This is a genomic window from Phyllobacterium trifolii, assembly GCF_014192095.1.
Lineage (GTDB): Bacteria > Pseudomonadota > Alphaproteobacteria > Rhizobiales > Rhizobiaceae > Phyllobacterium > Phyllobacterium trifolii.
This window is the reverse complement of record NZ_JACHXN010000002.1, coordinates 39,516-59,266: the sequence shown is the minus strand read 5'-3', so window position 1 is coordinate 59,266 and position 19,751 is coordinate 39,516. Positions and strand designations below refer to the sequence as shown.

General features: G+C 55.9%; 20 protein-coding genes. 9 read left to right on the top strand and 11 right to left on the bottom strand.

What is annotated here, in order from left to right; translation table 11 throughout:
* Positions 1 to 16: 16 nt before the first annotated feature.
* Positions 17 to 1,171 (top strand): FUSC family protein, encoded by a 1,155-nt coding sequence (locus FHS21_RS03230; RefSeq protein ID WP_112526466.1) that lies wholly within the window; start codon positions 17 to 19, stop codon positions 1,169 to 1,171.
* Positions 1,172 to 1,195: 24 nt separating this feature from the next.
* Here FHS21_RS03230 and recF read toward each other — a convergent pair whose 3' ends face one another.
* The 11 genes from recF to FHS21_RS03175 form a co-directional block, all read right to left on the bottom strand.
* The gene (recF, locus tag FHS21_RS03225; RefSeq protein WP_112526464.1) at positions 1,196 to 2,359 is read right to left on the bottom strand and encodes a DNA replication/repair protein RecF; all 1,164 of its coding nucleotides are present in this window, start codon (positions 2,357 to 2,359) and stop codon (positions 1,196 to 1,198) included.
* Positions 2,360 to 2,446: 87 nt separating this feature from the next.
* Positions 2,447 to 2,593 carry a hypothetical protein gene (locus tag FHS21_RS03220; RefSeq protein ID WP_162701829.1) on the bottom strand — a complete coding sequence of 49 codons (147 nt, stop codon included), beginning with the start codon at positions 2,591 to 2,593 and terminating at the stop codon, positions 2,447 to 2,449.
* A gap of 58 nt (positions 2,594 to 2,651) precedes the next feature.
* Entirely contained in the window at positions 2,652 to 3,770 is a 1,119-nt protein-coding gene (gene dnaN / locus FHS21_RS03215; RefSeq protein ID WP_112526462.1) for a DNA polymerase III subunit beta, read from the bottom strand.
* Positions 3,771 to 3,944: 174 nt separating this feature from the next.
* Entirely contained in the window at positions 3,945 to 5,408 is a 1,464-nt protein-coding gene (dnaA, locus tag FHS21_RS03210; RefSeq protein ID WP_376772062.1) for a chromosomal replication initiator protein DnaA, read from the bottom strand.
* Positions 5,409 to 6,312: 904 nt separating this feature from the next.
* On the bottom strand, positions 6,313 to 6,579 hold the full coding sequence (rpsT, locus tag FHS21_RS03205; protein ID WP_112526460.1) for a 30S ribosomal protein S20: 267 nt from the start codon (positions 6,577 to 6,579) through the stop codon (positions 6,313 to 6,315).
* A gap of 144 nt (positions 6,580 to 6,723) precedes the next feature.
* Positions 6,724 to 7,497: an enoyl-CoA hydratase gene (locus FHS21_RS03200; protein WP_112526458.1), complete on the bottom strand. Its 774-nt coding sequence runs from the start codon at positions 7,495 to 7,497 to the stop codon at positions 6,724 to 6,726.
* 15 nt (positions 7,498 to 7,512) lie between these two features.
* Positions 7,513 to 8,403 (bottom strand): bifunctional DNA-formamidopyrimidine glycosylase/DNA-(apurinic or apyrimidinic site) lyase, encoded by an 891-nt coding sequence (mutM, locus tag FHS21_RS03195; protein ID WP_112526456.1) that lies wholly within the window; start codon positions 8,401 to 8,403, stop codon positions 7,513 to 7,515.
* Positions 8,396 to 9,640 (bottom strand): phosphopentomutase, encoded by a 1,245-nt coding sequence (locus tag FHS21_RS03190; protein ID WP_112526454.1) that lies wholly within the window; start codon positions 9,638 to 9,640, stop codon positions 8,396 to 8,398. The genes mutM and FHS21_RS03190 overlap by 8 nt, the downstream gene beginning before the upstream one ends.
* 65 nt (positions 9,641 to 9,705) lie before the next feature.
* Entirely contained in the window at positions 9,706 to 10,323 is a 618-nt protein-coding gene (locus tag FHS21_RS03185; protein ID WP_112526452.1) for a TadE/TadG family type IV pilus assembly protein, read from the bottom strand.
* A gap of 49 nt (positions 10,324 to 10,372) precedes the next feature.
* The gene (locus FHS21_RS03180) at positions 10,373 to 10,963 is read right to left on the bottom strand and encodes a TadE/TadG family type IV pilus assembly protein (RefSeq protein WP_112526450.1); all 591 of its coding nucleotides are present in this window, start codon (positions 10,961 to 10,963) and stop codon (positions 10,373 to 10,375) included.
* Between the two features lie 121 nt (positions 10,964 to 11,084).
* Entirely contained in the window at positions 11,085 to 11,528 is a 444-nt protein-coding gene (locus FHS21_RS03175) for a pilus assembly protein N-terminal domain-containing protein (RefSeq protein WP_112526448.1), read from the bottom strand.
* A gap of 328 nt (positions 11,529 to 11,856) precedes the next feature.
* Here FHS21_RS03175 and FHS21_RS03170 point away from each other — a divergent pair, with 328 nt between their 5' ends.
* From FHS21_RS03170 to FHS21_RS03135, 8 genes are all read left to right on the top strand, one after another.
* Positions 11,857 to 12,057, top strand: a complete 201-nt coding sequence (locus FHS21_RS03170) for a Flp family type IVb pilin (RefSeq protein WP_210283320.1) — start codon at positions 11,857 to 11,859, stop codon at positions 12,055 to 12,057.
* 39 nt (positions 12,058 to 12,096) lie between these two features.
* Entirely contained in the window at positions 12,097 to 12,621 is a 525-nt protein-coding gene (locus tag FHS21_RS03165; RefSeq protein WP_112526446.1) for an A24 family peptidase, read from the top strand.
* A 173-nt stretch (positions 12,622 to 12,794) separates the two neighbouring features.
* Positions 12,795 to 13,589, top strand: a complete 795-nt coding sequence (gene cpaB / locus FHS21_RS03160) for a Flp pilus assembly protein CpaB (RefSeq protein ID WP_112526444.1) — start codon at positions 12,795 to 12,797, stop codon at positions 13,587 to 13,589.
* 4 nt (positions 13,590 to 13,593) lie between these two features.
* Positions 13,594 to 15,195 carry a type II and III secretion system protein family protein gene (locus FHS21_RS03155; protein ID WP_246410793.1) on the top strand — a complete coding sequence of 534 codons (1,602 nt, stop codon included), beginning with the start codon at positions 13,594 to 13,596 and terminating at the stop codon, positions 15,193 to 15,195.
* 14 nt (positions 15,196 to 15,209) lie between these two features.
* On the top strand, positions 15,210 to 15,890 hold the full coding sequence (locus tag FHS21_RS03150; protein WP_112526810.1) for a CpaD family pilus assembly protein: 681 nt from the start codon (positions 15,210 to 15,212) through the stop codon (positions 15,888 to 15,890).
* 45 nt (positions 15,891 to 15,935) lie between these two features.
* Positions 15,936 to 17,222: a CpaE/TadZ family protein gene (locus tag FHS21_RS03145; RefSeq protein WP_112526442.1), complete on the top strand. Its 1,287-nt coding sequence runs from the start codon at positions 15,936 to 15,938 to the stop codon at positions 17,220 to 17,222.
* Between the two features lie 9 nt (positions 17,223 to 17,231).
* Positions 17,232 to 18,713, top strand: a complete 1,482-nt coding sequence (locus tag FHS21_RS03140; protein WP_246410791.1) for a TadA family conjugal transfer-associated ATPase — start codon at positions 17,232 to 17,234, stop codon at positions 18,711 to 18,713.
* A gap of 21 nt (positions 18,714 to 18,734) precedes the next feature.
* On the top strand, positions 18,735 to 19,748 hold the full coding sequence (locus FHS21_RS03135) for a type II secretion system F family protein (RefSeq protein WP_112526440.1): 1,014 nt from the start codon (positions 18,735 to 18,737) through the stop codon (positions 19,746 to 19,748).
* Positions 19,749 to 19,751 lie beyond the last annotated feature (3 nt).

Here is a 19,751-nt window from a genome sequence, read left to right as displayed (position 1 = left end):
CTGCTAATAGTCTGGCATGAGTTACGTCCAGCGCATTTTTCGTGATATCCCCGGCCTGTGGCCGGCACTCATTGGCGAGTTGCGCTCGATACATCATCCTGGACCACGCATGATCGACGAGTTCGAGTGCGTGGTATCCGTCTTGCTCGCGATCGTCTTTGCCCATGCTCTGGGGGCTCAGAATGTCGGTTGGGCGGCTTTCAGCGGCTATATGGTCATGCGCTCGCATGTCTCGCAGAGCCTGATGCGCGGGAGTCTGCGTTTGGTCGGGACTGCAGCTGGCGCCGGCGTGGCGCTGCTAGTCGCACCGATGGCCGTTGAGTCACCTGCGCTAATGAGCGTCGCGCTCGCTGTGTTCGGCGGCGTCACCCTCTATTTCGCGCTGGTTGGCCGGCGCAGTTATGCCTGGCTATTCACCGGGCTCACATTCTGCATGATCGTCATTGAAGGGATGAAACATCCAACGGAGAGCGTGCTCCCCTTCGCGCAGTCGCGCCTCCTTGAGATCGTGGCGGGCACTGTCGCTTGCATTCTGGTGAGTGCCGCCTCGACATTTCTCGTTCGGCGCAGGTTGAATGTGCAAGGCGGTGAAACTGCGGTGCAGACCGCAGTACGGCATTCGTCCCTCTGGCATTTGGGTGCAGTCAGGCATTCGGTCGAGGCCGCGATCGCTCTGGCGTTCATTCCATGGATATGGGCGTGGCTGGGCATCACTTCGCTAGCGCAATCAAGCGTGACGATCATGGCGGTAATGATGATTCCGGTGGCGAGCCTTGGCGCAGACCCGCTCAATCCAGTGACCTCCAAGCTGGTGTTGCGCTTCGTCGGCTGCAGTACCGGCGGCCTGTTGGCCATCGCAATTCTTTTCGCAAGTCACCACTCACCGGTGCTCATGACACTGGCCGTATGCCTCGGCGTGCTGGTGGGGCGGCATATCGAAAACGGCAACGCGGCAACCAGCTACATCGGTACACAGTTTGTTTTGGCTTTCCTTGTGGTGCTGGTGCCGGATAGCTATTCGGATGCCGTCGTCGATCCAGGTATTGACCGCTTGGCGGGCATCCTGATCGGAATTGTCATTCTTGAGCCGGTATTGATCCTGTCGCACTTTGTGCTCGGTCACGACTCCCGGAAAGTCCAACCACCGCCAACTCATGAACCAACGGAATGATCCTATCGACCGTCTTTGATATGCTCAGCCCGGTACTACCGCGCCGTGCGAAACATCAAAGAACTGGGCTCGTCCTTCCAGGCTTCTGAACAGGGCCTTGTCCGTACCGGTCATGAAGGCCTGGCCGCCAAGTTCTTCTATGATGTCAAATAGCGCCGCCCTTCGGCCCTCATCCAGATGCGCGGCGATCTCGTCCAGAAGAAGGATTGGTGCCATGCCAGCAAGTTCGCCCGTCAATCGCGCATGGGAGAGAATGAGGCCGATGAGCAATGCCTTCTGCTCGCCGGTCGAACAGAGTTCAGCCGGCATTGCCTTTGGCCGATGACGGACGAGCAGGTCGGAGCGATGCGGGCCATCGAGCGTGCGCCCGGCAGCACGATCACGGCTACGCCCGTCATGCAGCGCACGCCGAAACGTTTCTTCCACATCGGTAGCCGCTTCGATACCGATACGTTGCTCCAACTCGCCTTCGAGCAGGCAATCCGCTTTGGGGAAGGGGGTGTTATCGGGCAAGCGCTCTATCATCCCATTGATCAGGCGCATGAGCTCTGCTCGCGCCGCAGCAATAGCGATGCCCAGTTCGGCCATCGGCGTCTCGATCGCATCGAGCCAGGCATCGTTGCCGCGCTCTTCCGTAAGCAGGCGATTACGGCTGCGCATTGCTTTCTCGTAGTCGAGGACGCGCCTGCCGTGCGCCGGGTCAATGGCGAGGACCATACGGTCAAGAAAGCGGCGGCGATCAGCGGCCGGGCCTGTGAACAACCCGTCCATGGCTGGAACCAGCCAGAGTATGCGGGAGTATTCCAGGAGTTCGTCGGCGCCCGCCGCCGTTACGCCATTGATGCGGACACGCCGCGCGTTGTCCCCGGACGTATTACCGGCAAGCCCCGTGCCGACTTCGACGGTACCCTCGGCTGTTTCTATGGCGGCGTGAATGGCAAACCCGTCGGCCGCATTGTTGCGGGTGACATCGGTATAGGTTGCGCGGCGCAGACCTCGACCCGGCGACAGGAACGAAATCGCCTCGAGCAGATTGGTCTTTCCCGCACCGTTCTCGCCGGTCAGCACCACATGCGACGGCGCCAGCCGCAGCGACAGGCTTTCATAATTGCGGAAATTGGCAAGCTTCAGCCGGCTGATCGAAACGCGGGCCGGTTTGCCCGCGTCCGTATTCGGATCATCGGTCATGGGATAGAGCGAGATTCGATCATATTCAACCAGTTCTGTTTCCTCGGATGGGGAGACAATCCACGCGAAAGGTGGCGAGGCCGATGTTTATCCATCGGACGATGCCGCCTGACAAAGTGGTTGTCCGCCAGCCGGAAACCCGAAGGGCCGGGTGAATTCGGGCCAAATCCATCGGGCTTCGGCATCGTCCGATGGAAAGGCATCGGCCTCGCCAAACCCCTTGACCTTGTCCACGAATTCCCTTCGGCAGAACGATTCAATATGGTCGAACCTCGCTCTATGCTTGGCGGTGCTATACCCGCATTGGCATGAGTACATACAGCGCATTTTCGTCGCCCGTATCACGCACCAGCGTCGGCGAACCTGCATCGGCCAGCATGAAAATCGCCTCTGATCCTGTCAACTGGGCCGTAATATCGAGCAGATACTTCGCATTGAAGCCGATCTCGATCGGATCTGAATCATAATCCGCGGCAAGCTCGTCCGTGGCACTGCCGGAATCAGGATTGTTGACGGTGAGCGTCAACTGGCCATCCGCGATGGTCAGCTTGACGGCGCGGCCGCGCTCGCTCGAAATCGTCGAGACGCGATCGACGGCGGAAGCAAAGCTTTGGCGGTCGATTGTCAGCTTCTTGTCATTGCCGGAGGGAATGACGCGCTGGTAATCAGGGAAGGTTCCGTCGATCAACTTGGAGGTGAGGACGACCGAGCCAATCGTGAAGCGGATTTTGGTCTCCGAGAGTTCAACGGTCACGACGATATCTGGGTCATCGACAAGCTTTTGCAGTTCAGCGACGGTCTTACGCGGAATGATGATGCCGGGCATGCCTTCAGCACCCGACGGAGCTTCAAGCTCGGCGCGGGCAAGGCGGTGGCCATCAGTAGCAACTGCCCGCAGCTTCAGCGCGCCGTCGCTCTCGATGGCATGCAAATAGATGCCGTTGAGGTAATAGCGGGTCTCTTCAGTGGAGATGGCGAATTGTGTCCGGTCGATCAAGCCTTTCAGCGCGGTCGCTGGCATGCGGAATGTGTGCGTGAAGGAGCCGGCTGTAAGCTCGGGAAAGTCCGATTGCGGCAGACACTGCAGGCGGAAACTCGACCGGCCCGAGGTAACCGCCATGGAATTGCCGTCGGTATTGGTTGCAAGCAAGACTTCCGCGCCATCAGGCAGCTTGCGGACGATATCGTAGAGAAGATGCGCTGGAACTGTTGTCGCGCCAGCCTGGTCCACCTGCGCCGCCGTCGCTTCCGTCACTTCGAGATCAAGGTCGGTAGCCTTGAGGGCGAGGCTGGCGCCATCGGCGTTCAACAGAACATTCGACAGGATCGGAATGGTGTTACGCCGTTCGACCACACGATGCACATGGTTGAGCGACTTCAGAAGATTGGAACGTTCAAGAGTTACACGCATGATAAACCGGTCTCGCTGACTTCAATTCCAGCCAAAGCACCGCGGGTTTGCCGCACTTTTCTGGTGAGGGAAACGCAATTTTCCCAAGGTCAGGCAAATTGGCAGATATTTACCGCAAAAAGCAAGTCTGCGGCTGGCATCAGCGTACCATACCGCAGGCTTTCTGTTGATAAACTATTGAGCTTGGTCGTTGATCAAACGCTTGAGCAACTCCAGCTCTTGCGACAATTTCTGGTCCTTGCCGACGATATCCTCGATCTTGCGGACCGCATGAAGAACGGTGGTGTGATCGCGGCCACCGAAGCGGCGGCCAATTTCCGGCAGCGAACGGGGTGTCAGTGTCTTTGCGAGATACATAGCGATTTGACGGGGTTTAACGATCGTGCGCGTGCGCCGGTTCGATAGAAGGTCTTGCTTTGACACGTTGTAGTGCCGAGCAACGATCCGCTGGATCTCCTCTATGCGGATACGCTTGGCTTCGCCGCCGCGCATCAGATGGCTCAGGAGTTCATCGACGCGATCGACTGACAGATTAGGCTCGAATGTCTGGCGGAAGAGGAGCTGATTGAATGCACCTTCGAGTTCGCGGCCGCTGCCGGTGACGGACTGGGCAACGTGATCAAGAATTTCCGGCGAGATGTCGAGCGAATGGTCTTCCGTCTGGGCGGCGACAAGGCGGCGCTTCAGGATTTCGAGGCGCATCGCATAGTCCGGCGAGATCATTTCAAGCGCGACACCGCCTTGAAGACGCGAACGAACCCGTGGATCAAGCGATTCCAATTCCGACGGCGGGCGATCCGCAGCCACGACGACCTGCTTGGCGCTGTCGAGCAGCGTATTGATCAGATGGCAGAATTCGTGCTGGATCGACTTGCCCTGCAGAAACTGCATGTCGTCGATGATCAGCAGATCGATGTCGCGGAGCTGTTCCTTGAACGACAATGCGTTGTTGTCGCGGATGGCGGTGGCAAAGCGCCACATGAAATATTCGGCGGTGAGATACACGACACGGGCACGCTCTGGACGCTTCAACGCTTCAGCGGCAATTGCTTGCAAGAGGTGCGTTTTGCCGAGACCGACAGAGGCGTGAATGAACAGCGGATTGAAGCGGACAGCGCTGGCGCCTGCGTCAGCAATCGTGCGCGCAGCAGCAAGCGCAACGCGGTTGGGTGTGCCATCGACAAAGGTGTCGAATGTATAGCGCGGGTCGAGCGGCGAACCGAAGACGGAATTTTGGGCGCGGTCGACAAAATGCGTAGGCGCCTTCTTGTCCTGCGTGGTGTTGCCGACCGGAAAGACGGGCTTTTCGCGAAGGAGGGCACGGCTGTCGGCGCGCACCGTGGTTTCCGTATCGCAAGCCGGGCGGGTGGCGCGGCTGGCGCTGCGGAAAACGATCTCAACCTTGAGCGTCTGCTCATCTTCTTCACGCCAGAGGGCAGTGATCATGTCGCAGTAGTGATTGTTGATCCACGAACGCAGGAAGGCGGTCGGAACCGACAGGCGAACGATGCTCTTTGATGTCTCATCCAGTTTCAGGCGGCCGAACCAGCTCGAATAAACCTCGCTTCCGAGTTTCGCTTTCAGCTTGAGCTTGACGCGCTCAAAAATCAGCTCCCCCTGGCTGCTGGCCGTGTCCATTTTATCCCCTTCCATATGGAGCGGGACCATGGCTGCCTTTGCGCCGTTTTCCATTATTCCGCTGGTCATTGTCATCGCCTCATCCTGATATTGTCGTTCGGGTCACGCCCGTATTTTGCAAAATGAATTCCGGCCAACCGCCCCAGTGGTAAGCCCGAACAGTCTAAAAGCTAAAGGGTAGAGGTCTCAGCGATAACGCAGTGCCGGACTGAATAAATCTGGTCCAGAATATGTATAACTACCACGTTCGCATCCCTCTCAGTTTAGGCGCAGTAAAACTCTCGCCCGGCTCTCGCCAGCGTCGTCGACTCGCTCTTGTTTTTGAAACAACTCAAATCGTAAGATTTGAGTACTGACAAAATCTACCCGTCACGCAAACAATAAAATCTGCGCCCGACCCTACATTTACTAAGCCTGTTAAATGGGTTTCTGCCCACCCCTTCGATGTCTGGACCTTACAAAAACCTTTGCAGGAAGGGCAAGTGCGCCCCAAGGGTTTTTTGATGAATTAAAGGTTAACGATTTTGCTTTTTTTTTAACAGTCTTTGAGACAAAGAGGAAAAATCGTTCTGATTCAAAGCCTTTTTTGGGCTGTACATTTTGTTGCAGTGCGGACTCATGTTGGCAAAAAAAAATATTAAATTATCGCTTGACAGAGGCTGAGGCGGGAGATTCTCCGCGCCCGCTTCACGCCGTAACGACTACCTTCTATAACCCATTGAAAACAAAAGCAAATTGATGATTGACGCTTTTTGTCCTAGCGAGTTTGTGACCGCCATATGTCATGGTTTTGATAAGCCACGATCTTTTCCTTGGGAAACGAATTTATTCCCACAGAATCACTCAAAACAAAAAACCCGGCTAACGAGCAGCCGGGTCTTCATATATAAAAATAACACGTTGATCAGGCCGACATGCTCTTCAGGCGAGCCGACAGGCGGGACACCTTGCGCGAAGCGGTATTCTTGTGAAAGACACCCTTCGATGCAGCACGCATCACTTCCGGTTCAACCGCCTTGAAGGCGATGGAAGCGGCTGCCTGATCACCGCTTGCTACCGCATCTTCGAACTTGCGAAGGAAGGTGCGCACGCGGGAGCGGCGGGACTTGTTTACTTCGGTGCGGGCTTCGATCTTACGCGCCGCTTTTTTGGCCGAAGGAGTGTTGGCCATGTTGCCTCTCTTTTCTGTCAGCTAATCGGCAGCGTTAAAGCGGCCGTCACAAAATAATAGGGCGGCCAAGAGGCCACCGAACGTTGTCGGGCTTATAGATGACGTTTGCTTTTGCGTCAACTTGGAATCTACGCGATTTTGCCCTTACCGGTTTTTGAAATCCGGCGTGCGTTTTTCCGCAAAGGCGTTCATTCCCTCGCGTTGATCCTCAAGCGCGAACATGGAATGAAACACACGCCGTTCGAACCTCAAGCCTTCTGCGAGCGTCGTTTCGTAGGCACGGTTAATGGTCTCCTTGGTCATCATGACGACGGGCAAGGAGAAAGATGCAATTTTCGCGGCGACCTTCATGGCTTCGTCGATCAGTTCATTGGCGGGCACCACGCGTGAGACCAACCCGCTGCGCTCCGCCTCGTTGGCATCCATCATGCGCCCGGTCAGGCACATGTCCATGGATTTCGACTTGCCAACAAAACGGGTGAGTCGCTGCGACCCCCCCATGCCAGGCATGACGCCGAGTGTGATTTCCGGCTGGCCGAATTTTGCGTTATCGGCGGCAATAATGAAGTCGCACATCATCGCCAGTTCGCAGCCGCCCCCGAGCGCATAGCCGGCGACGGCGGCGATCAGTGGCTTGCGCAACCGCGTTACCCGCTCCCATTCGCTGAAATAGTCGCCAAGATAGGCGTCGGCGAACTCCAGCGTTTGCATCTCCTTGATATCAGCGCCCGCTGCAAAGGCCTTTTCCGAACCGGTGAGCACTATGGCGCCGATGGTGTTATCCTTATCAAAAGCCTCAAGCGCTTCGGCAAGTTCGGCCAATAACGCTGAGTTCAAGGCGTTGAGCGCTTTGGGGCGATTGAGTTGAATGAAGCCGACCTTTTCGCGCGTCTCGACGATGATGTTTTCGTAAGTCATCCGAACTCCTCCAAATCATTGCTGACAGACGGGACAGTAAAACGTCGAACGCCCGCTCTGAACCATGCGTGTCACCGTGCCATGGCAGCCCTTGCGCGGGCAAGGCTGACCTTCCCGGTCGTAAACGGAAAAGGAGTGCTGGAAGTAGCCAAGAGCGCCGTCGGCTTGCCTGTAGTCCTTGAGGCTCGATCCGCCCGCGTTGATCGCGTCGCCGATGACAGAGCGAATCGAAGTGGCAAGACGTCTGGACATGTCCGTGGCTGTGCTGTTCTCGCCTGATATGCTCCCGGCCATACGCGATGGCGAAAGTTCAGCCCGCCATAACGCTTCGCACACATATATGTTGCCGAGACCGGCTATGAGCTTCTGATCGAGCAGCGCCGCTTTCAACGGGGCGGCCTTGTTTGCAAACAACTTCGCCAGAAGCGACCCGTCCAGACGGTTGCCTGTCGGTTCGGTGCCGAGATCCTTGATTAGCGGATGCGCATTGAGCTTGCCGGGTTCGGAGAACAACATAAACCCGAAGCGTCGCGGGTCGTTGTAGATGATGCGTCGCTTGCCGTCCTTGGTGTCCAAATGCAATACGACATGATCGTGGGCCGCGTTTTTCGACCGGTCATGGTGGAAGGCACCAGGCATATTGCTGCCATCCTCATGTTCGATACGGTAGGAGCCGGACATGCCGAGATGGCTGATCAGGCCAAGACCGTCATCGAGATGCGCAATCAGATATTTGGCGCGTCGTTCGAGCGCCACGATGTGACGACCTGTCAGCCGCTTGGCAAACTGTTCGGGGAAAGGAAAGCGCAGATCGGGACGATTTTGATCGACGGCAAGGATCGTCGAGCCCTCCATGACCGGCTGCAGTCCGCGTTTGACCGTCTCAACTTCTGGTAACTCAGGCATTTGGAGAGAGGTCTCCGGTTCCCTTCAGGAAACTCTTGCCATGCAAGCCCGGCGCGATACCGAGATGGGCGGCGACCGTTTCTCCAATATCGGCGAAGGTCGGGCGAATGCCGAATGAGGCGTGGGGAAGGTCTGGACCGTAGCAGAGGACAGGCACACGTTCGCGCGTATGATCAGTTCCCTTATAGGTCGGGTCGCAGCCGTGATCTGCAGTGAGAACCATAAGATCGCCCAGACGCAGTTTGGCCAATGCCTCCGGCAGCCGCCGGTCGAAGGCTTCCAGCGCTGCCGCGTACCCGGGTACGTCACGTCTATGGCCATAGAGCATGTCGAAATCGACGAAATTGGTGAAGACCAGATCGCCGTCCTGTGCGTCGTCCATGGCAACCAGCGTTTCATCGAAGAGCGCCATATTGCCATTGGCCTTGCGCACCTGGCCAACGCCCCGATGAGCATAGATATCACCGATCTTGCCGATGGCGATCACCATGCGGCCCGCGTCTGTCAGCCGGTCCAGCAATGTCGGCTCCGGCGGCGGGACAGAATAATCGCGGCGATTGCCGGTCCGCGTGAAGGTTGCTTGGGTGTTTCCGATAAAAGGCCTTGCGATGACGCGGCCAATATTGAGCGGATCGACAAGCTCGCGAAGAATAGCGCAGAGTTCATAGAGCCGGTCCAAACCAAAATGCACTTCATGCGCGGCAATCTGGATGACGGAATCGGTCGACGTGTAGAATATGGGCTTGCCCGTGCGGATATGCTCCTCACCATATTCATCGATGATGTCCGTCCCCGATGCGTGTTTGTTGCCGAGGATGCCAGGTATCTGCGCACGTTGCATGGCATCTGCTACGAGACTGTCGGGAAAGGTCGGAATTTTCTGGGGGAAATAGCCCCAGTTGAACGTAACCGGCACGCCGGCAATCTCCCAATGGCCGGACGGCGTGTCCTTGCCTCTGGATACTTCTTCCGCTGCACCCCATAGTGCGGACGGAGCGAGCGGCTCCGAAGGGAACGGAAGATCTGACGCGAGATTGGCGGCGTGGAAGAGACCGAGTGCCTTCAGGTTAGGCAGGTGGAGTGGACCGGAACGCAGTCCGGCTCGATCGCCGGCCCCGGCTGCGCAGGCTTCGACGATATGACCGAATGTATTTGAACCTTCATCCCCGAACGCCTTTGCATCTGGCGCCCCGCCGATACCAAAGGAATCGAGTACAAAAAGGAAAGCGCGAGACATGCCTCACTCCGATAGGGTTGTTCCCACAGATAGGTGAAACTTTGCGCAATGACAAATGTCTGCGATCAGCAGTCTGAACAGGCGACTGATTCTCCCTGCCGCACGCGTCCGTAGGCGGTCTTGGGCATGGTTATTCCGATCGCCGAAGTGCCGTTTGCTTTCGTGATCACATTCTTCATATAGAAGGCCATGAGCGGCACATAGGCTATCGACATCTCGACCCGGATCACCGACGTACTCGGGATCAGCAGATTTGGATCAAGAGCCACTGCACTTCCGGCCACATAAGGTTTCGAGTAGATCAGATTGACCTTGCGCCTTGACCACGCAACTGTCGCCACACTGGCTGCATTTATGTCGATGGCGGTGATGGTGATCTGCGGCGTGTCGCGCGTATAGGGCAGAAGCGTCGCCGTTCCGATATCCATGATATTCTTGATATCCGCCTTGGTGATGGTCTGTTGCTGAGTAACCAGATCTGCGACCATGCTGGTGGCACGGCCGAGGTTTTTGTTGAGATCAAGTCCCGCAGTAGCCTCCACGCTACCCATATAGAGCGCGATCATGACAGGCGCGATCAGGGCGAACTCCAGCGCCGCGACACCGCGCCGATCACGGAGAAAGCTCCGCATCCATTTCAGCAACGAGACTGCGGTCGGTTTTTGTTTGTTATAGGCTTCCATGCGTCACACTTTCGGAAGAATGAAGGAATGCTTGTTTGAAGGTGCCGGTTCAGAGATAGGGTTCGTTTCTCCAGGTCGCGGACGAGAAAAGCAGTATCTTTCCTGTTCCATCGATGGTGGCGATGCGAGGTTTCATGAGATCGGTAAAAATCGGCCAGCGATAAAAGACGCGCAGCTGGTTGATCGTGCTGGCGCCGCCCGGTGCGCTCTTGAATCCAGTCGAATTGACATCGCCACCTGTCTTGAGCGGGATCGTTTTCGGAACGAGGGCGAAGGTGGTGTAGGTGCGCAAATCCACAACCAGGTCGGGACAGTTCGCCGCCGGCATCAGCAGTCTGGTGCAAACCATTTGCTTCAGCTGAGTCAGATTGAGGGTCTTGATCTCACCGGTGCGTAGCTGGCGTGCAATATCGTCCGTTGCGTTCGCCATGACCTGCTGGGCTGTAAAACTCAGGCTCACCTCGATCACAGCAAAGATTAGCAGGAAGAAGGGCAACGCTATCATCGCGAATTCGATTGCAACCGTACCACGCTTGTTGGCGAAGAACCGCGCCGCGGTAGACCGTCGCGTGCTCCTCGGCCGATCATTCGCTTCGGCAGTGTCTCGAGTGCCAAAAAATTTGTGGATTTTCCCGAACATAGTTTCCCCGCGCAATTAGCCCGAAGGAACTCTTACACATCAGATATTAGAATCTCGTTTGGGGACAACGGCAAATTGCTGGCAATGGATTTACTTTTTCTCAACCCTATCCCGCGTCGACCTAGCCGCCGCCGCCGATTTGCGCGTCGGATGCCTTCTCGGCAGCGGTTTTCTGCGCGGTCTCGCAATAGGGGGTGCACGAAAGCGTCTGGACATAGGCCCGGCGATAGACGCGGGTCGTATTGGCGACACTACGGCTGACCATGACCTGGTCATCGACGATAGCAGCGCCGTCCGCATCGATGATGACGATATTGGTGATGCCAAAACCCTTGCCTGTTAGAACGACCGTACGCGAATCCTTGACCACCGCATCGGCAATCTCCGGGTCTCCAACGACCACCGTATCGGCTGGACGGGCGAGTTTGAGGATTCTTGCCTGGTTCATCACGATGTGGATGCCGGTATCGGCCTGCGTTGCCGGCGCAACCGACAAAACTGCAGCCAGGGTCAGCACCGTTGTGAGGACACAGGAACGGATGCTTCGGCTTCTGACGTGAACCATAGGATAGCCCTTCGAAAATTGTTCGGTTAACCATGGCGGGGATTGGTGAAGGAAAGCTTAAATCTTCAAATAGATAATGAAAGTATATGCGAGGCGGCCGTTCCGCTGCGCCTTCGCCGACGAGACTCGCGGGGGCGGTTAGATTTGTAGAAACAGTATAGTTAGAATTTATACCAAATCGGACCGGTATTTTTCATCCTCTGGTGACGTGATTTAAGGTTTCATGGTGGTTTACATTTTCGTAACGGTATTTCTTAAGCCGAATGCAATGAGCGGCACCTACTTTCCATGAGTATTCAGTGACGCCAGAGGCACGAGCGAGTTCGACATGAGACGACCCGTAAAGATCATCTTCGACGTCTTCGCAGATTTCGTGCGGGATAGATCGGGCACGACAGCCATCGAATACACGTTGATCGCCTCGATCATCAGCATAGGCATTATGGTTGGTGCAGGTACGCTCGGAACATCGTTGAAGGATCTGTACGCGAGTTTCACCAATGACGTGACGGAAGCCGCCAACAGATGACCCGACAGGAATCGATCACTTTTTCGCCGGAACACAACCATGGTTGAAGCAGCTATACTCGTCATCTTTCCGTTTGCCATGGTGTTTGCCGCCACATCCGACCTGTTGTCCATGACCATACAGAACAGGGTTCCAATTATTCTGATTGTATCCTTTATGGTCATTGCGCCTTTGACCGGTATGGCCTGGGATGTCTATGGGATGCACTTTGTTGCGGCTGTGACAGTGCTTGCAGCCACTTTTGCCTTGTTTGCCACCGGAACAATGGGTGGCGGCGACGCGAAGCTCATGGCCGCGACGGCACTCTGGTTGGGCTGGAATTTGGAACTGGTGCAGTACTTGGTAACGCTATCGCTGTTTGGCGGAATGTTGACCATGTTGATCCTGCACTACCGCGGCTCGTTTGTTGCGCGGGTCTATACGGAGCGATTTGAATTCATGCGCCGCCTCGCAAAGAAAGGCGAAGGCGTGCCCTATGGAATAGCGCTCGGATTTGCCGGACTGCTGGCCTTTCCGTCGTCACCCCTCGGCCTTTGGGTTATCGATCGTCTTGCTCATAGTTGAGCAATGTTTGGGATTGATCCCGAAGCGCAGTCTCCGGGCCAAGCAATAGCTTAAATAGTAAACGTTAAGCGCCGTTAATCATACTTTTAAGCAATACGTTAACCTTAATTACACGATTAACACGTCAATGTGCGACCAAAGTATCTAAGACGAAAGTCTAGTGGGGCACATCAATGCAAAAAGCTCGTCTTGTCATATTAGTCGTAGCGGTCGCTGCTGCGGGTGCGGCCGGCTACATCGCCACGCATATGAAGCCCAATGTTACGGTTGTCGCCGATGCCGGTCCGCAGATCAAGCTGCAGGACGTTCTGGTCGCCACCGAAAATCTCGGTGTTGGAGCCGAAGTACAAGGGCAGATGCGTTGGCAGCAATGGCCAGAGGACGCCGTCGCTGATGGATACATCAAGCGTTCCGAACGACCTAATGCGGAAGAAGAACTGAAAGGTTCAACAGTCCGCTTGCAGATCTTCCCCGGAGAGCCGATCCGTGAAGCCAAATTGATCGGCAAGGGCCAGAGCTTCATGTCCGCACAGCTCCCGGCAGGCATGCGCGCCGTTGCGACACAGATTGCAGCCGAGACCAGCGCAGGCGGGTTTATCCTGCCGGATGACTATGTCGATGTGATCATGATCCGGCAGATGGAGGGAGAGCAGAAGCAGTACGCGACTGAAACCATTCTCAGCAACATTCGCGTGTTGGCGATCGATCAAACAATTCAAGAGGACGAAAAGGGTGACAAGACCAAGGTTGGTTCTACAGCAACGCTTGAACTCACGCCGGAGCAAGCCGAAATTCTGACCGTCGCTCAGCAGATGGCTGCTCGCTTGTCGCTGGTTCTGCGCTCCGTACAGGACGCGCAGGAACAGACGGGACCCGGCGCCGAATATCTCGTCAACTCACCCGGCAGGGCAGGCAACGTGAAGTTGATCAAGTCCGGCACCGTGACCGAAATCCTGGGGCGGAAATAATAAAATGGGAAGCGAGACAAAGATGATCAAATACGGTTTCCGGCTTCCATCGATGGCAATGGCTGTTGCCCTTGGCTGCGCTCTCGCGGTTCCTGCAATACAAAGCACGGCGATTGCCGAAAGCAATGTCGTAAGGCTCAACCAGGGCCAGGGCATGAACAAGCGCATCAATCTTGGCCTGAACAAATCCCTGGTCGTCGATCTTCCAGCGGACGCCTATGATATCCTCGTGGCCAATCCGAGCGTTGCCGATGCCGTGACCCGCACGGCACGGCGTATTTATCTCTTCGGCAAGCAGGTCGGGCAAACGAATATTTTCGTTTTTGGACCGAATGGCGAGCAGCTGGCAAGCTTCGATCTGATGATCGAACGAGATGTCGCCGGTCTTGAAGACGCTTTGAAAAAATATATTCCGGACTCGAACATCAAAGTCGAGCTAATGAATGACAACGTTATTCTGACAGGATCTGTCGAGACACCGCTGGATGCGAAGAGGGCAACCGATCTTGCGACATTGCTCGTCTCAGGCGGCGAGGCGACGACGGGACAATATCAGCAGACTGCTGTGAGCGGCGGGGCTGGTGGCACCAGCGTCGTCATCGGCGACCAGGACGAGGCGCGTCAGAAGAGCAAGATCGTCAATCTTATCCAAATCGCCGGCGACGATCAGGTCACGCTGAAGGTGACTGTCGCAGAAGTCAGCCGCACCGTGATGAAGCAACTTGGCGTCAATCTTATTGGCTCTACAAAGTCCGACGGTATCTTTTTCAGCTCCGAGAATCTCGCTTCACTGGCAGGCAAGGCATTGTCCAACACCGGAGTATCTGCGCCCATTTCGATAGGTAGCACAACTATTGACGCATATCTCAATGCTATGGAAAGCGCCGGCGTGATGAAAACCTTGGCCGAGCCATCTTTGACAGCAGTGTCGGGCGAGAAGGCTACGTTCAAGGTGGGTGGTGAGTATAATCTGGTTAGTGGACAATCTGTATCCGAGAACTCCAAGACTGGAGCTGAACGCTCCGCATATGAAATTACGAAGATTGAATACGGTATCGGGCTCGAATTCGTTCCTGTTGTATTGTCGCCAGGGCGGATCAGTTTGAAAGTCCGGACATCGGTTTCGGAGCCAACAATGGAAGGTTCCGTCAGTTTGTCTGCAGGGACAAATCCCCATTTCGATGGATTTTTTAACCGAAATCTAGCACCGGCACCTTCGACAAATCTCATTTCCATACGCAAGCGCCTTGCCGACACAACGGTGGAACTTCCCTCCGGCGGCTCGATGATGATCGCAGGACTGATGCGAGATGAAAACCGGGCTGCGATATCCGGTCTTCCGGGATTGTCGAAGATCCCGGTACTGGGCACCCTGTTTAGAAGTCGAGAATTCGTGCGGAATGAAAGCGAGTTGGTCATCATCATTACGCCTTATCTCGTCCGCCCGGTCGCACGCTCTGCACTGGCTCGCCCTGACGATAATCTAAATCCGGCCAGTGACGCTGCAGGGATATTCCTCGGCAAGGTCAATCGCGTTTACGGCGCCAAGGAAGCCAGTCTGCCTGCGGGCCAGTACGAGGGCTCCGTCGGGTACATCTACAAATGAACGAGGAACGGATCATGTCGAACGTGAACAAGAAACTCCGCATGAAGTCGGTCCTGGCATTGCTGGCCGTAACCCTGCTTGCAGGATGCGCCCAGCAGCGAGATGTGACGGGAGGCATTCCGGATGACTACCGGACGAATCATCCGATCGTCATTTCTGAAAAAGAACAGGTCGCCGACATACCGGTCGGCCACGGAGATACAAAACTTTCGATCACGCAGCGAAGCATTGTCGATCGTGCTGCAGCCAATTACCGGGCAAACGGTTCCGGCGTCATCCATATTCTCATTCCCGATGGTTCGCCCAATGAGCGTGCTGCGGCGAGGTTGCGAGGAGATATTGCCGCGACGTTGCGGAGGCATGGCGTGAAGCCATTCAACATCTCCAGCGAACGTTATCGGGCAGGCCCAGAAGAATCTGCTCCGATACGCCTGTCGTTTTCGGCCATGACAGCATCGACCAATACGTGCGGGCAATGGCCAAAGGATTTACTCGAAACGGCCGAAAACAGGCACTACGCCAATTTCGGCTGCGCCAGTCAAAACAACTTTGCTGCACAGCTCGCCAACCCGGCCGATTTGCTCGGACCGCGCGCGACGTCTCCGATCGATGCAGAACGGCGAATTGTCGTGATCGATGATTACAGAAATGCGCCTACACCCGAGCCAATCACGGCACAGGAAGTTGAGTACTAAGCTGGTCTTGAGCAACCAACTCTCTTTGAAAAGCGGAATGCTAAAATGAGTCAAGTGGGCTTCGAAACAGAAAACCAGCCTGGAGACGGTGGCGAGCGATCGCCGGGTATAGCCTTGCACGCGCATCGGCCGATACCCCGCATATCGATTCAGGCATTTTGCGAAAGCGATGGCGTTGCGAAACAGATAGCGCGTGCCAGCGAAGATCGGCGCATGGCCAAAACCCACGTTCAGGTCCATATGGGCGGCGTAGATACTGCCGTTGAACTGTTCCAGACTGTGCCGACGCCCAATCTCATTCTACTTGAGACGTCCGCTGCACCACGCGATATGTTGCAGAACCTGACGGCTCTATCTGAGGTGTGCGACCCCTCAACGAAGGTCGTCATCATCGGACATTTCAATGATGTCTGGCTCTACCGCGAACTCATCCGCAACGGCATATCGGAATATATGGTTGCCCCGATCGATCTGTCGGAGATTGTCGGCGTCATAGGCGGCCTGTTCGTCGATCCGGAAGCAAAGCCGCTCGGCCATTCGATTGCCTTCATTGGCGCCAAAGGCGGTGTCGGCGCTTCCACAATGGCGCACAACATTGCCTGGGCCATCTCGTCGCTCTTCAAGAATGAGGTGGTTATTGCCGACATGGACCTGCCTTATGGCACGGCGAATATCAACTTCGACCAGGACCCGGCACAGGGAATTGCCGAAGCTGTGTTTTCGCCAGAACGCATTGACGATGTCTATCTCGACCGCCTCTTGGCACAATGCGCCGAACATCTCTCGCTGCTTGCGGCACCATCGACGCTTGATCGCGTTTTCGATTTCCGCGACGATTCCTTTGCGCACCTGATCGACGTGGCGCAGAGATCCGTTCCCCACGTCGTTCTGGACGTGCCGCACACGTGGAACGGCTGGACGCGCACAACGCTGGCCCGGGCCGATGAAGTCGTTATCGTTGCATCACCGGAATTGGCAAATCTGCGCAATACAAAAAACCTGCTCGATACCCTGAAGCAGCTTCGCCCCAATGACGCCCCGCCAAGACTGATCCTCAATCAGGTCGGTGTGCCCAAACGCCCTGAAATTGCCCCCCTCGATTTCTGCAGTCCGCTTGGAATTCTACCGATCGCCAAGATCCCCTTCGAGCCTGCGCTGTTCGGGAGCGCGGCTAACAATGGCCGGATGTTGGCGGAAACGGATGGGGCTAATCCCATTGTTCAAAGCATTAACGAGATCGCGCATATCCTGACTGGTCGCATGACACTGAAGCCCAAGAAGAAGCCCGGATTGTCGTCGGTACTTTCCCGGTTGAAGCGAAAGAAACAGTAAAGAGAAATCATGTTCGGTAAACGCGGTAATCCCCAATCAAGCGGGGCCGGCGGAAGCCAGGTTCAGGAGTTTCGGGCGCCAGCCCTGGAGACGGCGCTGCCTCTCGGGGGAGGGGTCATCGCGCCGGCCGGACTGCCGCGGGATATATTGGAGCCCAAGCGTTCGCCCGTCGAAACGCCGAAGCCTGTCGCGCCGCTGCGCGAAAAAAACGAAGCTTATTACGATACGAAATCGCAGGTTTTCGCCGCACTGATCGACACGATCGACCTTGCGCAATTGTCGAAACTCGATCCGGAAGTGGCACGCGAAGAAATCCGCGATATCGTCAACGACATCATCGCGATCAAGAATTTCGCCATGTCGATTTCGGAGCAGGAAGAGCTGCTCGACGATATCTGCAATGACGTTTTAGGCTATGGTCCACTGGAGCCTTTACTGGCGCGCGATGACATCGCCGACATCATGGTCAATGGTGCCCGCAAGACCTACATCGAAGTGCTCGGCAAGGTACAGGAATCCGGCGTTCGTTTCCGCGACAACCAGCAACTCCTCAACATCTGCCAGCGTATAGTCAGTCAGGTAGGAAGACGCGTGGACGAGTCCAGTCCCATCTGCGACGCACGTCTGCCCGATGGCTCGCGTGTCAACGTTATCGCACCACCACTTGCGATCGACGGACCGGTCCTGACAATTCGTAAATTCAAGAAGGACAAGCTGACACTGGACCAGCTTGTCCGTTTCGGCGCCATTTCTCCTGCCGGCGCCGAACTCCTGCAAATCATTGGCCGCGTTCGTTGCAATATCGTTATCTCCGGAGGTACCGGCTCTGGCAAGACGACGCTCCTTAACTGCTTGACCAATTATATCGACAAAGATGAGCGCATCATCACTTGTGAGGATTCAGCGGAACTCCAGCTTCAGCAGCCGCATGTGGTGCGGCTTGAAACAAGGCCCGCGAATCTCGAAGGTGAAGGCGAGGTCACCATGCGCGATCTCGTCAAGAACTGCCTTCGTATGCGACCCGAACGGATCATCGTCGGCGAAGTGCGCGGACCCGAAGTCTTCGATCTGCTTTCTGCGATGAACACCGGCCATGATGGGTCCATGGGTACGATCCACTCAAATAGCCCGAGGGAGTGTCTCAGCCGTATGGAATCCATGATCGCCATGGGCGGCTTTGCTTTGCCGCAAAAGACCGTGCGTGAAATCATCGTCGGTTCGGTGGATATTATTATTCAGGCGGCACGCCTTCGCGATGGTTCGCGGCGCATCACCCACATCACCGAGGTGATCGGCATGGAAGGCGAAGTTGTTATAACGCAGGACCTTGTCGTCTATGAGATCACAGGCGAGGACGCCAATGGCCGTCTCATCGGAAAGCACGTCTCCACGGGCATTGGCCGCCCGCACATGTGGGAGCGGGCGCGCTATTACAATGAGGACCGGCGGCTCGCCAATGCGCTCGATTCCATGGAAGCGGCGAAGCTATGATGGTGGGATCGGAGCGCAACAATGTTCGGGCTTGATCTCGCGCAGCTTGGTTTCATCGTACTGGTTGTGCTCGCCGTCGCCGCATTGGCCTACGTATTCTTTTTTGATTCTATTGCGTGGCAGAAAAAGGCGGACGAACGACTGAAAGAGGTCAAGCTCGCCGCAACGGATAGCCTTGGCAAATTCACGGTTCGCGACAAGCAGGCCGAGGCGGTCAAGCGTCGCAAGTCGGTTCACGATACATTGAAGGATCTTGAACAACGCCAGAAGCTGCGCGACAAGAATATCAAGTCGCCGCCGTTGAAAATGCTCATTCAGCAAGCGGGTATGAAGGTCACCATGCCGCGATTTTATCTCTATTCGGTTATTACAGGCATCGTGGTCACTGTGCTCGGCCTGATGTTCGGATCGCCGCTTTATCTCGCGCCGGGTTTGTTCTTGGCCGGGGCTCTTGGCCTGCCGCGTTGGTTCGTCTATTTCCGCCGCCGCCGCCGCATCAAGGCTTTCCTTAACGAGTTTCCGAATGCAATCGATGTGATTGTCCGCGCCATCCGTTCGGGTCTTCCGTTGAACGATGGAATCCGGCTCATAGCGCACGAAGCTCAGGAGCCCGTGCGTGGAGAATTCCGCCGCATCGTCGATGCTCAACAGGTCGGTGTCAGTATCCCGGAAGGCGCTATGCGCATGTCCGAATTCATGCCCTGCTCAGAAGCCAGTTTCTTTGGCATCGTCATCCAGATACAGGCTCAGGCGGGCGGTAACCTTTCCGAAGCCCTAGGCAATCTGTCACGTGTCTTGCGTGATCGGAAAAAGATGGCCGCCAAAGTTCAGGCGCTGTCCATGGAAGCAAAGGCTTCGGCCTATATTATCGGCGCACTGCCCTTTATCGTTGCCTTTTTGGTTTACCTGACAAGCCCGCAATACATCATGATTCTTTTCAACACCAACACCGGCAATTTCATTCTTGCTTGCGCCGGGACGTGGATGTCGATCGGCATCCTGGTGATGAAGAAGATGATCAACTTCAAATTCTAGCGA